Raw genomic sequence first — 13548 nt, 5'->3', positions numbered from 1 at the left:
ATGGTTGTGGATACCCAGACCAGAGGGCTTGCACGCGGCGGTGCTGCGGATATCTTCGCACTGGTGCGCGATGTTGCCCTGCCGACGCTGAGCAAGGGTGTTTTGCGCCGCCGACCCGGTGTTGTGGGCCTGCTGGAAAGCACAGGCACCGAGGCACGGGGAATTCAGCGCCTCCAGCGGCTGCGGCAGAAATACGCTTCCCGCCCGGTGTTGCTGTCGGTGTTCGGGCGCAAGCAACTGATCCTGACCGATCCGGCGCAGGTTCAGCGCGTTCTGCAGGAAACCCCTGCCGCGTTCAAAAGCAGCAGTGACGAGAAATCCGCGGCGCTGGCGCATTTCGAACCCGGTGTCTCGCTCATCGCCGATGGCGCGGACCGGCAGGTGCGGCGCGCATTCAACGCCGGATTGCTGGATGAGGGCTGCCCGTTTCATCGCCTCTCAACGCAGTTCCGGCAGGTGGTGCATCAGGAATTCGGTGATCTGTTTGCCGATATGACGCGCAGAGGCGCAACAAATCTGACGTGGGAGCCCTTTTTTGCCGCGTGGAACAGAATGGTCAGGCAGATCCTTCTGGGTGACAGCGCGCGCAACGACGAGGCCCTGACCGAAAGCCTGAACAGGCTGCGCTCTGTGGGCAACTGGGCCTTTCTTCATCCGGGCCGCAAGCGGCTGCACCATGATTTCCATCACCGCCTTCAGACGCATCTTGATCGCGCCGATCCTGCCAGTCTGGCCGGTCTGGTGGCGCAGGTACCGGGTCATGATCAGACCCCGGTGTCCGATCAGTTCGCCCATTACATGTTCGCCTTCGATCCCGGCGGCATGACAAGCTACCGCGCGCTGGCGCTTCTGGCGGCCCACCCTGACACGATGCACACGCTGCGCACGCAACTGGCGGCGGGCGACGGTCGTGCCGATCCGTTGTTGCGGGCAAGCCTGCTGGAAAGTCTCCGGCTGTGGCCGACGACGCCGGTGATCCTGCGGCAGGCACGCCATGACATCGACTGGGAGGGCGACACGCTTCCCGGCGGCGCGCAGGTGGTGATCTACGCCCCGTTTTTTCACCGCGATGACGAAACCCTGACCGAGGCGCACCGCTTTGCCCCCGGATTGTGGCCCGATGGGCAGGTGGAGCTTGGATCGCGCTTTGTCCCCTTCAGCGACGGGGATGGCGTCTGCCCCGCGCGGGATCTGGTGCTGATGGTCGGCGCGATGGTGCTGAGCGAGATCCTGGGCACTTTTGAGGCCGCTCTGGCGGACCCGGCGCGCCTTGACCCTGCGCGCCCGCTTCCGCCGACGCTGGACAATTATACGATCGAGTTCACCTTGACCGGAAGGGCCTCGGACCACCAGTCATGACCCGGGCTCAGTCGGCGCAAGCAGGGTCAGACCGACGATCGGACCGGATTTCCGGCTGGTCGTCTGATCGGATGACCCGCAAGGAGCGAACATGAGCGAAAGGCAACCAAGAGAGTTGGGCACCGCGCTGCGCCGTGGTGCGGGCGGGCGTTGCCCACGGTGCGGGAAGGGCCGCCTGTTCGACGGCTTTCTGACCCTGCGCGATATATGCAACCATTGCGGATTTGGCATCCGGCGGCATGCCACTGCGGCGGGGCCTGCCTTCCTGTCCATCGCGACCGCCAGCCTGTTTCTGGTGCCGGTGCTGGGGCTGACTGCCGCGCTCTTCGGGCCACACCCGGCCATTCTGGCGATGGTGGGCCTTGCCATCTTGCCGTTGCTTGCGGTCGTCCTGCTGCGCGTGATCAAGGGCGCGATGGTCGGCTATCTCTGGGTTTTTGATGTGGACAGCGGTCCACGCACAGATCGGCCGCAAGGCTGACAAATGCCAGGGGGTTTACTTGCGCCCTTCGCCTACGGACGGGGCGGCTGCGTTGCGGGAAAGCCGCGATGTTCCCCGGATGGTGGCGGAACCTTGCCAGCCTTCGGCGGTTGATCCGTCACCTCAACAGCAACACAAAGAGAGCGCCATGCAGACCCGGCATTCATCCCCTCCGGCAAAACCCCTTCGCGAAATAGAGGAGAATGAAGCGCTCCCCCTTGATGAGATAGCCGGGGAGGCCATTCGCCCGACGGTGCCCCCCGTCGAAACGGCGCAGGACGATGACGAGGGCGGCGCCGATCCGATTGATCCTGATACCGGGCGCCCCTACCCGGAAACAGACCCCGGCACCGCAACACCCGCCGCAGAACGGCGTGGCGGCGCTTCAGAGGGCTGAGAGGTCATTCTTGCAGGCCGCGCCCGGGGTTCCCTCCCTGCGCGGATGTCAGAAGCGGTTAATCCTCGCCCCTGAGCTGGTTCTGTTCCTTAAGCTCATGCTCCAGTTTCTTCGCAAGGATGCGAAGTTCGTCCGAAATCGGCGCTTCCTCGATACCCTTCATAAGCTGGCGAAGTTCCCGCTCCGGCAGGTCGGCTGAGCCGTGTTTTTCCTCTTCATTCGTCAAGTCAGCAATCCCCTTCCCTGAGTTAAAGTTGCGCTTTTTAGTCCTACGTCCGGGGTTCGCCGCTGGATCATTCCCCGGTTCGACTTCGCCGTGACTGACCTGCGCGCGATGCTTTTGGGGGGAGGACTGTCAAAACAGGCTTGCCTGTGTGCATCGGGCGGAGAACGGCGGCTCGGGGGAGGGTGGGGACCAACAAGGCGAGGCTAAACCGGACCATGCGGGGCAATCCGGCTATGATGCTCCGCCTGAGCCGCCGTTCAGCACCCCAACAAGGTGCGCCGCCTCTTGTTCCAGCCGCGGGCAGGATTTGTCGCTCCTGCGCAGGAACATGCGCGGGAAAGCGCGGTTTGGTTCATGGGGGCAGCAGGAAAAATGCATGCTGTCGCGCCACGCAGGATACCGGCGTGGTCGCCGGGAACATGATCGTGAAGGCGCAGCCGGTCGCCCCGGTTGCGGCCGGTAAGCGGCAACGGAGAGGGACATGCTGGGAGAGATCGCAACCTGGGTGGGCTGGGCGCTGGGGCTGGAGGCAGAGGACCTTGAAAGCCGCCACATGGCGGTGCGCGCGGTCGTTGTTTTCGTTTTTGCTGTGGTGATCGTCCGCCTCGGGAAGAAGCGGTTCATTGGCGAGAATACGGCCTTTGACGTGATCCTCGGGGTCATGCTCGGATCAATCGTCAGCCGTGCCATTACCGGCCAGTCGCCCTTCCTGCCCACACTTGTCGCCGCCGTCGTTCTCGTTGGCCTTCACTGGTTCTTTTCGCAGATCGCGGTCAGGTGGGATGGTTTCGGCACGCTGATCAAGGGCAGCGCGCGCACCCTTGTGCGGGATGGCGAAGTTGACTGGAAGGCGATGAAACGCGGCAATATCAGCGAGAACGATCTTCTTGAGGCGCTGCGCCTCAAGGCAAGTCTTTCGGGCTGGGAGCAGGTCAGCGAGGCGCGGCTGGAGCGGAATGGCGAGATCAGCATCATCCGAAAGGAGGCCTCGGGCAGGAACAATTGAGGGCCATGCGGGTTCGGAGAGGACCTTACAACCCGATCCTAAAGGAGACCCGACATGTCCGAGATAAGCAAATACGTTGACCAGTGGCTGCGCGATGCGCATGCGATGGAAAAACAGGCTGAATCCATCCTTCACGGCCAGGTCAAGCGTATCGAGAATTATCCCGAACTTGCCCAGCGTATGCAGGCCCATCTCGACGAGAGCACAAGCCAGCGCGAGCGCCTTGAAGCCTGTCTGGAGCGGCGCGGCACTTCTGCCTCAGGCGTGAAGGATGTCTCGGCGCAGTTTACGGCCATGATGCAGAACCTTGGCGGCGTCTTTGCCGGTGATGAGGTGGTGAAGGGCGTGTTGGCCAGCTACGCGTTCGAGGCCATGGAGATTGCCTCGTACCGCATTCTTTCCGCCGCCGCCGAGGCCGAGGGAGATATCCAGACCGCCCAGCTGTGCAACGAAATCTGCCAGGAAGAAGAGGCAATGGCCGGCTGGCTGAAAGAGAACATGGCGAGCATCACGACCGCCTTTCTCGGGCGCGCTCAGTCTGATGACAAAGACGCCAAACGATAGGCAGCCGCCGGTTGTCGCCGGGTGCGCGGGCGGTCCTGCCGCCCGCCGCGCCACCCGCTCATACCCAATACGGAGGCTGCAATGACCTGTCCTCGCGAAGATATTTCTGACGCCGGTGCGCGCTCGAACCAGCATACAAACCTCTGGCTGGCTCTGGTGTTCGGGGCTGCCGTGGGCGGGATGGTGCATCTGACGCGGCGGCGCTCAGCGCGCCCTGCCGACGACGCGCCGCGCCACACCACGCGGCAGCGGCGCTTCGGGGCTTACGCGGTGACGGGGCGCACCGTCACCATCGCCCGCCCCCGCGCCGAGGTTTACGCTTTCTGGCGCGATTTCACCAATCTGGCGACATTCATGGAGAATGTGCACAGCGTCGAGGTTGACGGCGATCTGACCCGCTGGGTGATCCGTGGTCCCTTTGGCGCCGATGTCACGGTTGAAACCCGCATCGTGCAGGATCGTGAGAATGAATTCATCTCTTGGCGTTCCACCCCGGATTCGGACATCGACACCGAGGGGAAGGTCAGTTTCCGCGATGCCCCGGGCAAGCGGGGAACCGAGGTGGAGGCGCGCATCGCCTATGTGCCCCCCGCAGGCGAAATCGGGCGCTGGGTTGCCAAGGCCTTTCAGGCCGAGCCCGCCATACAGGGGCGGCGTGAGCTGAAGCGCCTGAAAATGCTGATGGAGACAGGCGAGATCGCCACCAACCGCAACCGCAAGACCACAGCCTGAGGAGGAATCCGATGCGCGCACTGACCTGGCACGGCAAGCACGATGTCCGGATGGAAACTGTCCCCGACCCCGAAATCGTCAACCCCGGCGATGCGATCATCGAAGTGACGGCAACCGCGATTTGCGGATCGGACCTGCATCTTTACGATGCGGTGATCCCCGGGATGCAGCGGGGTGACATTCTGGGCCATGAGTTCATGGGCCGCGTGGTCGATACCGGCGCCGCCAGCCCGCTGAAGAAGGGCCAGCGCGTGGTGGTGCCCTTCACCATCTCGTGCGGGAAGTGTTTCTTCTGCGAGAAGCAGCTGTTCTCGGCCTGCGACAATTCCAACCCGGTTGAAAAACAGGATCTGACCGAGGCCCTGTATGGTCATTCGGTCTCTGGCCTGTTCGGTTATTCACACCTGACGGGCGGGTATCCGGGCGGTCAGGCAGAATATGTCAGGGTGCCCTTTTCCGGTGTCGGCCCCATTGTCATTCCCGACGGGTTCGATGACGAACAGGTGTTGTTTCTGTCAGATATCCTGCCCACCGGCTGGATGGCCGCCGAGAATGCAGAGATCGAACCGGGCGATACCGTCGCCGTCTGGGGCTGCGGGCCGGTGGGCCTGTTCGCGATCCAGTCCGCGCTGCTGATGGGAGCCGCCCGGGTGATCGCCATCGACGAATACCCGGGTCGGCTGGCGCTGGCGCGCAAGCTGGGCGCTGATGTCATTGATTTCAAACAGGCGCATGTCCTTGAAGCGCTGATGGAGATGTCAGGCGGTCTGGGGCCGGATGCGGTGATTGACGCCGTGGGCATGGAAAGCCACGGATTCGCCCCCGATACGATCATGGACAACATCAAGCAGACAGTCGGCATCGGTGCCGACAGCGGGCATGCCCTGCGTGAGGCGCTCATGGCCGTGCGCAAGGGTGGGCGCGTGTCGGTCCCCGGGGTCTACGGCGGCATGCTTGACAAGTTTCCGCTGGGCGCGCTGATGGAAAAGGGCCTTCAGATCAGAACCGGGCAGACCCATGTGCAGCGCTACCTGAAAGACCTGTTGCACCGGATCGGTGAGGGCGAGCTGGACACGACCTTTCTGATCTCGCACCGCCTGCCGCTGGAACAGGCGGCCGAGGGCTACCGCAATTTCCGCAATAACCAGAATGACTGGACCAAGGTTGTCCTCAGACCGGGTCAGGCGGCGGCCTGACCCGGCGGCGGCGCAGGGTCACCGGCGCCGCGCGGGCAAGGTCCATCCGGAGAACGCTCTCATGTCGCGCAAGGAACATATCCCCGAAAGCCTGCTCATGCCGCGCTTCCCGGTCGCTGTCGCCGCGCAGGCGCAGTTGCTGTGCGCGCAGCTCACGGCGCGGGGTCTGTGCGTCGTCACAGCGGAATCCTGCACCGGCGGGTTGCTGGCCGCCAGCCTCTCAGGCTTTCCGGGCAGCACGCGCTTTCTGGTCGGAAGCTTCGTCACCTACCGCCCCTCGCTGAAAATCGCGGCGCTGGGGGTTTCTGCCGGTCTGATCGCTGAACGCACAGTCTATGACCCTGAGGTCGCCCGGCAGATGGCGACCGGCGCCCTGAAAGGCGCGCCTGAGGCTGATCTGGCGCTGGCCATCACCGGGGTGGCCGGTCCGGGGCCGGATCAGGGCAAGCCCGCGGGCCTTGTCTTCATCGCCGCCGCCCTGCGTGGTGAGGTGCCTGTCGTGCGTGAATGCCACTTTTCAGGCACGCCGCACGCGGTTGTCGCCGACGCGATGCGCACCGCGCTGGCCATGGGATGCGCCGCCATCGGGGGCGATGAGGGCAAGGGCTGACCGCTGCTTTGTGCTCCCCGCTCCCCGGTGCAGGAACATTTTGCGGCGTAAAAAGGTTCGCAGAGCATGACCTTTTGTAAAGGATGCCGCGATGCTTGGAAAACAATGGTTTGCCCTGCCAAGGCTGATCCGGTTCATGCTCTCGCATTTCGCAGACGGTGTGGCACTGGGCTGGTCCTGCGGACTGATGGTGCTCTGGTTTGACATCGGCAATGTTGGCTCGCTGCTGGCAGGCATGGACAGCGCGGTGCTGACGGCGCTCTTTTTTGCCACGGGCGGGCTGATGTTCGGCACGCTCGCGATGAGCGTGGCAGTCATGAACCTGCGCGAAGACACGAACTGAGGCCCGGCGCGCGCGGGCGAATGCTTTGTCACCTGCGCAGCGAGGGATGTTGCCGCTTTCCGCGCCCGGGCAGAGGCCGACAGCGCCGCAACGGTCCGAGGCGGCCAGCTGCATCGACAGACGGAAGGGAGGACGGCATGGAGAGTCAGAGCATGGTGGTGGCGGAAAAGCCGGATTCGCGCGTTGCGACGGGCGGTTGTCTGCTTGGTATTGCATTGGGCGGGTTCTTTGACGGTATTCTGCTGCACCAGATCCTGCAATGGCATCATCTGTTCTCGGCAGTCGCCCCTTCGGGCACACTCCTTGATCTTCGTTTCCAGATTCTCGCCGACGGGGTGTTTCACCTTCTCCATTATGTGGTTGCACTGGCCGGTCTGGCATTCCTGTGGTCCGGCCGCAAAACCCTGCAGGCCGCCGGGGGCCGCCGTCTTGCTGGGTGGGCACTGGTGGGTTTTGGCGGCTGGCATGCGTTTGACGCGGTGGTGTCACACTGGCTTTTGCAGATCCACCGGATCCGGATGGATGTGGATAACCCGTTGTTCTGGGATCTTGCGTGGTTGTTCCCCTTCGGCATTCTGCCACTTGCCGCTGGTGTCTGGCTGCTGCGGTCCCGGCCCGGCGACACATCCGGCGGGGCACCCGGGGGGCGCATCACTGCCGCGTCGCTCGCGTTTGCGGCGCTTGTCGCAGGTCCGGTCGCCGCCGTTCCGCCCGCAGGCGCGCTGGACAATGACATGACCCTTGCAGTTTTCCGGCCCGGCGCTTCGTTCAGTGACGTTGTTGCAGCCGCCGATGCTGTCGACGGGCGGCTGGTCTGGACGGACGAAAACCGCGGTGTCTGGCTGATCGCGCCCGGTCCCGGTGCGAATGTGTCGCGGCTTTACCGGCATGGGGCATGGCTGGTTTCACGCGGTCCGGTCGCGGTCGGTTGTCTGAGCTGGACCGGGGTGTGACGGGCTTTCCGCCGGTGTTCTGGTGCCGCGCGGACCGCAGGCAGACCGGCATCTGCCACGATGATCCTGAGAAATTCAGGAACATTTTCGCCGCCCGGTGGCTTTTAGTCTGAACCTTGACCGGATTCACGCAAGCGGAGTGCACCATGCAACATGTCCTCGGTATCGTGACGATTGTGCAGGAAGGGCGGTTTCGTCTGGCCACGCCTGACGGGCGCTCGCTGCATTTCGTGCTCGCCCATCAGGCAAAGACGGCAGCGCAGGATATTGCAGACCTGTGTGCCCGCATGGCGCCTGTGCGGGTCGCCTTTGACACGATTCAGGGGCGCAGCAACCTTGTGGCGCATCAGGTCTGTGAACCTGGCGTACATTCCCTATGACGGGCCGGATTCAGACGCCGAAGCGCCGCCTGGCGCACTTTCTGCGCAACTGGTCGCTTCCCCGGCAGGCCGTCGGTGCCGACCATCGCAGTGCCGCCGCCGAAAGCGAGATGTCGCGCAGCCTGCGGCCCCGCCTTGAGCAGGCAGACACCATCGGCACCGGGGTCTGCCCGTTCTGCGCGGTCGGTTGTTCGACACGCCTTTATGTGCGCAACGGGCAGCTTATCCATGTCGAGGGCAATGCGGACAGTCCGATCAATCAGGGCACGCTGTGCCCCAAGGGCGCGTCCCTTCTCAGCGTGCACGCCGCGCAGACCCGTCTGGCGAAAGTGAAGTACCGCGCACCTTATTCCACCCGATGGGAGGAAAAGCCGCTTGACTGGGCGATGGACAGGATCGCCGCGCTGACCAAACAAACCCGCGACGAAACCTTTGTCGAGGCGCTGCCCGACGGCACGACCGTCAACCATACGCTTGGTGTCGCCTCGCTTGGTGGTGCGACGCTCGACAATGAGGAAAACTACCTCATCAAGAAGATCTTCAGCGGCGGGCTTGGCATGGCCTGGATCGAAAATCAGGCGCGGGTCTGCCATTCCAATTCGGTCCCCGGCCTTGGTGCCGCCTACGGGCGCGGTGCCGCGACCATGCCGCAATGGGATCTGGCGAATTCGGACTGCATCCTGATCATGGGCTCGAACATGGCCGAGGCGCATCCGATCGCGTTCCGCTTTGTCATGCAAGCGAAAGAGCGGGGCGCAAAGGTGATCCATGTTGATCCGCGTTTCACCCGCACCTCGGCGCTGGCCGATATTCACGCACCGATCCGGGCGGGCACCGACATCGCCTTTCTGGGCGGGATCGTGCGCTATCTGCTTGAGAACGATCTGTGGTTCCGGGATTACGCGCTGCCCTTCACCAACCTTGCGACGATCATCGAAGAGGGTTTCCGCAACCCCTCTGAAGAGGCGTCAAACCGCTTTTCGGGCTGGAACGAGAAGAAGAAATCCTTTGATCAGGAGAGCTGGCAATATGAGGGCTTTACCATGCCCTCGGCGCTGGCCGAACACTACCTCGATACCGCTGAATCCTTCTCGGAACTCACCAGCCGTCTGCATGACCATCCGCCCCGTCAGGACCTGACACTCACACATCCGATGTGCGTCTATCAGATCCTGCGGCGCCACTACGCGGCCTATACGCCGGAGATGGTGGAGCAGGTCACCGGCTGCCCCAAAGAGACATTCCTGAAGATCGCGCAGGCGCTGGCCGAAGGCTCGGGCCGCGAGAAGACCGGCGCGATCTGCTATGCGGTGGGCTGGAACCACCACACGACCGGCGTGCAGATGATCCGCGCCGGGGGCGTCGTGCAGTCGCTGCTGGGCAATATCGGCCGTCCGGGTGGCGGTATCCTCGCGCTGCGCGGGCATTGCTCGATTCAGGGGTCAACCGACATTCCGACGCTTTACAACATGCTGCCAAGCTATCTGCCACAGCCCAACGCCTTCAAGCCGCAGGCACGGCACTATGACCAGTTCCTTGATGACGAAACAATTCCAACGGGCTGGTGGCACAACTTCCCCAAATACATGACCAGCCTTTTGCGCGCCTGGTATGGCGATGCCGTGGGGCCGCATAACGAATGGGGCTTCCAGTGGTTGCCCAAGATTGTCGGCGATCATTCGCAACTGGCGATGACGCTTGCGCTGAACGACGGGCTCATCAAGGGGATGTTCCTTATGGGCCAGAATGTCGTGGTGGGCGGGTCCAACAGCCGGATGGTCCAGCGCGGGTTGGCGCAGCTTGACTGGCTGGTGGTGCGCGATACCGAGACGGTGGAGAGCGCCAGTTTCTGGCAGAAGGGCCATCTGGTCCGCGATGGTGAGATGCGTCCTGAGGATATCGGCACCGAGATATTCCTGATGCCCGCCGAACTGGCCGGTGAGAAGGAGGGCAGTTTCACCAATACCCACCGCCTTGTGCAATGGCATGACAAGGTTATCGACGGCCCGGGCGACAGCCGGTCCGAGCTTTGGTTCATGTATCATCTCGGCCAGCGGCTGAAGGCGCTCTATGCCGACAGCACCGAGGAACGCGACGCCCCGATCCGCAACCTGACGCTTGATTACCCGGTCAGGAATGAGCGTGGCGACATCGAGGCCGAAGCCGTTCTGCGGGAAATCAACGGCTATACATGGCCGGAGCGCAAGCAGCTTTCCGGTTTTCAGGCGCTCAAGGATGACGGCAGCACCGCCTGCGGCTCCTGGCTCTATTGCGGCGCGTATCCTGAGCAGGGCCACAACCAGACCCGCCGCCGCAACCCTGATGGCGCTGATGGCCCCGGCACCCATCTGGACTGGGCCTTCGCCTGGCCCGCCAACCGCCGCACCCTATACAACCGCGCCTCGGCCGATGCCAGCGGGCGGCCGTGGTCCGAGCGCAAGCGGCTGGTCTGGTGGAACGCTGACAAGGAAAGCTGGGAGGGTAACGATGCCATCGACTTCCCACCTGACAAGGCCCCCGGCTACCGCCCCGACTGGGACAGGAAACCCGAAGGGATGGAGGCGATACGCGGCGATGAGCCGTTCATCATGATGCCGGACGGGCGCGCGCATATCTACTCGCCCTCGGGGTTGAAAGACGGCCCGCTGCCCGCGCATTACGAGCCGGTCGAAAGCCTTGGTGGCAACCTGATTTATCCGGCGCAGCGTGAAAGCCCGGTGGCGAAGATGTTCGAGCGCGCCGAGAACCCGCTCCATGCGCCGGGCGATCCGCGCTATCCGCATGTGTTGACCACCTACCGGCTGACCGAGCACCACTGCGCCGGAACGCCCACCCGCGCCACCCCGTCAACGGCAGAGCTGCAACCCGAGGGTTTTGCCGAGATTCCCCCGGAACTCGCGCATGAGATCGGGGTGGAGAACCTTGACTGGGTCACCCTTTCGACGGCACGCGGCGCGATCGAGACGCGGGCGCTGGTGACAAAGCGGCTGCGCCCGCTGCGGCTGGAGGGGCGGCAGGTCTATCAGATCGGCATGCCCTGGCATTTTGGATGGGAAGGGGTGGCGACCGGCGATATCGCCAATGTGCTGACCGCCGCTGTCGGTGACCCCAACACCTCGATGCACGAAAACAAGACCCTGACCTGCGCCATCCGCGCAGGCAGGCTGAAGGAAAGGAGACCCGCATGAGCTTTGATCTCCCACACGGGTGCGGAAACGCCGAAGGGGACGTGATCGAACCCGGTCGCGCCTATGGCTTCTTCACCGACACGACGCTCTGTATCGGCTGCAAGGCCTGTGAGGTTGCCTGCAAGGAGTGGAACCAGCTGCCCGCCGAGGAAGAGGGGCTGTCGGGCATGAGCTATGACAACACCCGCGACCTTTCCGCGACCACCTGGCGCCATGTCGCCTTTGTCGAACAGATGGACGAGGCGCCGGGCCACGCTGGCCCGCGCTGGCTGATGATGTCCGATGTCTGCAAACATTGTGACCCGGCACCCTGCCTTGAGGCCTGCCCGACCGGCGCCATCTTCCGCACCGAATTTGACAGCGTGGTGGTACAGCAGGATATCTGCAACGGTTGCGGCTATTGCGTGCCTGCCTGCCCGTTCGGCGTTGTCGATGTCGACGAGGTCGATGGCAAGGCGCATAAATGTACCCTCTGCTATGACCGGCTGAAAGGCGGGCGCGAGCCTGCCTGCGCAAAGGTCTGCCCGACCGACTCCATCCAGTTCGGCCCGCTGGATGACCTGATCGGGCGCGCGCAGGAACGCACACGCGCATTGCATGAGCGCGGCGAGAGCGATGCCTATCTCTACGGCACGCCTGACAGCCCCGGCGCCACCGGCGGCATCAAGAAGCTCAACGCGTTCTTCCTGCTCCGTGACCGGCCCGAGGTTTATGGCCTGCCCGCCGCCCCCAGCCTGCCGTCGCGCCGCATTGCCCCGGCTTTTGGCGCGGGCCTTGCCGCCTTTGCCGGGCTCGCGCTGGCCGCCACGGCGCTGCTGGGAGGGGGGCGCCGATGACCCGTCATGATCCTCACACGCTGCCCGACTGGCAGGGCGAGACCTATTATGGCCAGCCGGGGCTGAAATACCCGCACTGGGACTGGAAGGTGAGCGGCTATATCGCCGTTGCCGGCACCGCAGGCGCGGCGCAGGCGCTTGCCACGCTGGGCTCGTTGCAGGACCCGGACGGGATGGGCCCGGCCCGGCGCGGTGCGCGGCTGATGGCGCTGACCGGCACAGTCGCGGGGGCCGCGTTGCTGATTGCGGACCTGAAGACGCCGCAGCGCTTCCACAACATGCTGCGCATTCTGCGGCCAACCTCGCCGATGTCCTTCGGCAGCTACATCTTCGGCGGCTTTGGCGGCGCAAGCCTGTTGTCCGCGCTTGCCGATCTGCCTGCAAGCGCCGGGTTGCGCCCGTTGCGGCTGCTGGGCAGAGCCGGGCAACTCGTTTCCGGGGTGGGCGGCGCGGGGGTGGCGACCTATACCGCCGCGCTTGTCTCCGCCACGTCGAACCCCTACTGGGCTGCGGCACCCCGGGCGCTTGGGGCGCAGTTCGCCGGTGTCGCGGTCGCGATGGGCGCGGCGGCGCTTGCCCTTTGGGAACGGCTGGGCGGGCGCGATACCACGGCGCGCCGGTTCGAAAAGGTGGCAGCCGTCGCCACGCTGGCCCATCTCGGCGCCAGCGCCGCTCTCGACGAGCGGATGCAGGAAACCGGCGTGCACGAGACGATCAGGGACGCCACGCCACACCGGCGGCTGAAGGTTTCGACATGGCTGGTCGCCGGGGCGCTGCCGCTTGTCGGTTATGCGGTCGGCAGCGCCATGGGCGGACGCGGGCGCGGTGCGGCGATTGCAGGGTCCTGCGCCGTCCTTGCCGGTGGGATGCTGATGCGTCATGGCCTGCTGGAAACGGGCAAGGCGGCGGTCGAACGCCCCGAAGCCGGTTTCACCCTCGCCCAACCTGCCGGGCGGAAACCGTGATGGACAAGGAACTGCACCACCATGCCGAAGAGGCGATTGCCCGGCTCCGCGCCGCGCTCGACAGAGGCGGCGACCTGCGCCATGAGGAAATGCACCACGCCATCAGCCACGTCATCGCGCTGCGCAACCGCATGCTCGCGGCCTACCGGCAGGGCGCATTGTCGCGCGATCTGCTTGAGCGCGCCAATGCCGTGACAAGCCTTGCCTATGGGACAGAGTTTCCCCTTGCCGGGGTTCATGCACACCGGATCGAGCAGACCTGCAAGGCATTGCATGAACTCGTTCAGGCCGCGCGCCAGACGCCTGCGTGAC

The 13548-nt window shown here is 64.3% G+C and carries 16 protein-coding genes; 15 read left to right on the top strand and 1 reads right to left on the bottom strand.

The features are described from left to right. The 3 genes from V7Q53_RS02380 to V7Q53_RS02370 all read left to right on the top strand — a co-directional run bounded on the left by V7Q53_RS02380 (position 1) and on the right by V7Q53_RS02370 (position 2237). The gene (locus V7Q53_RS02380; RefSeq protein WP_333826770.1) at positions 1–1359 is read left to right on the top strand and encodes a cytochrome P450; all 1359 of its coding nucleotides are present in this window, start codon (positions 1–3) and stop codon (positions 1357–1359) included. 91 nt (positions 1360–1450) lie between these two features. Next, positions 1451–1840 (top strand): DUF983 domain-containing protein, encoded by a 390-nt coding sequence (locus V7Q53_RS02375; protein ID WP_333826769.1) that lies wholly within the window; start codon positions 1451–1453, stop codon positions 1838–1840. A 148-nt stretch (positions 1841–1988) separates the two neighbouring features. Then, the gene (locus V7Q53_RS02370; RefSeq protein WP_333826768.1) at positions 1989–2237 is read left to right on the top strand and encodes a hypothetical protein; all 249 of its coding nucleotides are present in this window, start codon (positions 1989–1991) and stop codon (positions 2235–2237) included. 58 nt (positions 2238–2295) lie between these two features. Here the strand turns inward: V7Q53_RS02370 and V7Q53_RS02365 are convergent, their stop codons facing one another. Next, positions 2296–2463 (bottom strand): hypothetical protein, encoded by a 168-nt coding sequence (locus V7Q53_RS02365; RefSeq protein WP_333826767.1) that lies wholly within the window; start codon positions 2461–2463, stop codon positions 2296–2298. 481 nt (positions 2464–2944) lie between these two features. On the opposite strand from V7Q53_RS02365, the gene V7Q53_RS02360 reads away from it, so the two are divergent. From V7Q53_RS02360 to V7Q53_RS02305, 12 genes are all read left to right on the top strand, one after another. Beyond that, positions 2945–3469 carry a DUF421 domain-containing protein gene (locus V7Q53_RS02360; protein WP_333826766.1) on the top strand — a complete coding sequence of 175 codons (525 nt, stop codon included), beginning with the start codon at positions 2945–2947 and terminating at the stop codon, positions 3467–3469. Positions 3470–3523: 54 nt separating this feature from the next. Then, positions 3524–4033, top strand: coding sequence for a ferritin-like domain-containing protein (locus V7Q53_RS02355; RefSeq protein ID WP_333826765.1), 510 nt, complete (start codon positions 3524–3526; stop codon positions 4031–4033). 81 nt (positions 4034–4114) lie between these two features. Continuing rightward, entirely contained in the window at positions 4115–4765 is a 651-nt protein-coding gene (locus V7Q53_RS02350; RefSeq protein ID WP_333826764.1) for an SRPBCC family protein, read from the top strand. Positions 4766–4776: 11 nt separating this feature from the next. Then, on the top strand, positions 4777–5961 hold the full coding sequence (locus V7Q53_RS02345) for a zinc-dependent alcohol dehydrogenase (protein WP_333826763.1): 1185 nt from the start codon (positions 4777–4779) through the stop codon (positions 5959–5961). Between the two features lie 61 nt (positions 5962–6022). Beyond that, positions 6023–6571, top strand: a complete 549-nt coding sequence (locus V7Q53_RS02340; protein ID WP_333826762.1) for a CinA family protein — start codon at positions 6023–6025, stop codon at positions 6569–6571. A 91-nt stretch (positions 6572–6662) separates the two neighbouring features. Continuing rightward, on the top strand, positions 6663–6914 hold the full coding sequence (locus tag V7Q53_RS02335; RefSeq protein ID WP_333826761.1) for a hypothetical protein: 252 nt from the start codon (positions 6663–6665) through the stop codon (positions 6912–6914). Between the two features lie 137 nt (positions 6915–7051). After that, positions 7052–7867, top strand: a complete 816-nt coding sequence (locus V7Q53_RS02330) for a DUF2243 domain-containing protein (RefSeq protein WP_333826760.1) — start codon at positions 7052–7054, stop codon at positions 7865–7867. 146 nt (positions 7868–8013) lie between these two features. After that, entirely contained in the window at positions 8014–8247 is a 234-nt protein-coding gene (locus V7Q53_RS02325; protein WP_333826759.1) for a hypothetical protein, read from the top strand. Then, positions 8244–11435, top strand: a complete 3192-nt coding sequence (gene fdh / locus V7Q53_RS02320; protein WP_333826758.1) for a formate dehydrogenase — start codon at positions 8244–8246, stop codon at positions 11433–11435. The genes V7Q53_RS02325 and fdh overlap by 4 nt, the downstream gene beginning before the upstream one ends. After that, a complete protein-coding gene (locus tag V7Q53_RS02315) occupies positions 11432–12271 on the top strand; it encodes a 4Fe-4S dicluster domain-containing protein (RefSeq protein ID WP_333826757.1) in 840 nt (279 codons plus the stop codon). The genes fdh and V7Q53_RS02315 overlap by 4 nt, the downstream gene beginning before the upstream one ends. Next, positions 12268–13236 (top strand): NrfD/PsrC family molybdoenzyme membrane anchor subunit, encoded by a 969-nt coding sequence (gene nrfD / locus V7Q53_RS02310; RefSeq protein ID WP_333826756.1) that lies wholly within the window; start codon positions 12268–12270, stop codon positions 13234–13236. Before V7Q53_RS02315 ends, nrfD begins: the two co-directional genes overlap by 4 nt. Next, positions 13236–13547 (top strand): hypothetical protein, encoded by a 312-nt coding sequence (locus tag V7Q53_RS02305; RefSeq protein WP_333826755.1) that lies wholly within the window; start codon positions 13236–13238, stop codon positions 13545–13547. Before nrfD ends, V7Q53_RS02305 begins: the two co-directional genes overlap by 1 nt. Position 13548 lies beyond the last annotated feature (1 nt).

It is taken from the genome of Pararhodobacter sp., from assembly GCF_036802785.1.
In the GTDB taxonomy this organism is placed as follows: domain Bacteria; phylum Pseudomonadota; class Alphaproteobacteria; order Rhodobacterales; family Rhodobacteraceae; genus Pararhodobacter.
The sequence above is the reverse complement of the archived record's forward strand: the minus strand, read 5'-3'. Positions and strand labels throughout refer to the sequence as shown.

Excerpts from the sequence above, each read along its gene's own strand:
- V7Q53_RS02380 (WP_333826770.1), top strand. The coding sequence starts at position 1 with ATGGTTGTGGATACCCAGACCAGAGGGCTTGCACGCGGCGGTGCTGCG.
- V7Q53_RS02375 (WP_333826769.1), top strand. The coding sequence starts at position 1,451 with ATGAGCGAAAGGCAACCAAGAGAGTTGGGCACCGCGCTGCGCCGTGGT.
- V7Q53_RS02370 (WP_333826768.1), top strand. The coding sequence starts at position 1,989 with ATGCAGACCCGGCATTCATCCCCTCCGGCAAAACCCCTTCGCGAAATA.
- V7Q53_RS02360 (WP_333826766.1), top strand. The coding sequence starts at position 2,945 with ATGCTGGGAGAGATCGCAACCTGGGTGGGCTGGGCGCTGGGGCTGGAG.
- V7Q53_RS02355 (WP_333826765.1), top strand. The coding sequence starts at position 3,524 with ATGTCCGAGATAAGCAAATACGTTGACCAGTGGCTGCGCGATGCGCAT.
- V7Q53_RS02350 (WP_333826764.1), top strand. The coding sequence starts at position 4,115 with ATGACCTGTCCTCGCGAAGATATTTCTGACGCCGGTGCGCGCTCGAAC.
- V7Q53_RS02345 (WP_333826763.1), top strand. The coding sequence starts at position 4,777 with ATGCGCGCACTGACCTGGCACGGCAAGCACGATGTCCGGATGGAAACT.
- V7Q53_RS02340 (WP_333826762.1), top strand. The coding sequence starts at position 6,023 with ATGTCGCGCAAGGAACATATCCCCGAAAGCCTGCTCATGCCGCGCTTC.
- V7Q53_RS02335 (WP_333826761.1), top strand. The coding sequence starts at position 6,663 with ATGCTTGGAAAACAATGGTTTGCCCTGCCAAGGCTGATCCGGTTCATG.
- V7Q53_RS02330 (WP_333826760.1), top strand. The coding sequence starts at position 7,052 with ATGGAGAGTCAGAGCATGGTGGTGGCGGAAAAGCCGGATTCGCGCGTT.
- V7Q53_RS02325 (WP_333826759.1), top strand. The coding sequence starts at position 8,014 with ATGCAACATGTCCTCGGTATCGTGACGATTGTGCAGGAAGGGCGGTTT.
- fdh (WP_333826758.1), top strand. The coding sequence starts at position 8,244 with ATGACGGGCCGGATTCAGACGCCGAAGCGCCGCCTGGCGCACTTTCTG.
- V7Q53_RS02315 (WP_333826757.1), top strand. The coding sequence starts at position 11,432 with ATGAGCTTTGATCTCCCACACGGGTGCGGAAACGCCGAAGGGGACGTG.
- nrfD (WP_333826756.1), top strand. The coding sequence starts at position 12,268 with ATGACCCGTCATGATCCTCACACGCTGCCCGACTGGCAGGGCGAGACC.
- V7Q53_RS02305 (WP_333826755.1), top strand. The coding sequence starts at position 13,236 with ATGGACAAGGAACTGCACCACCATGCCGAAGAGGCGATTGCCCGGCTC.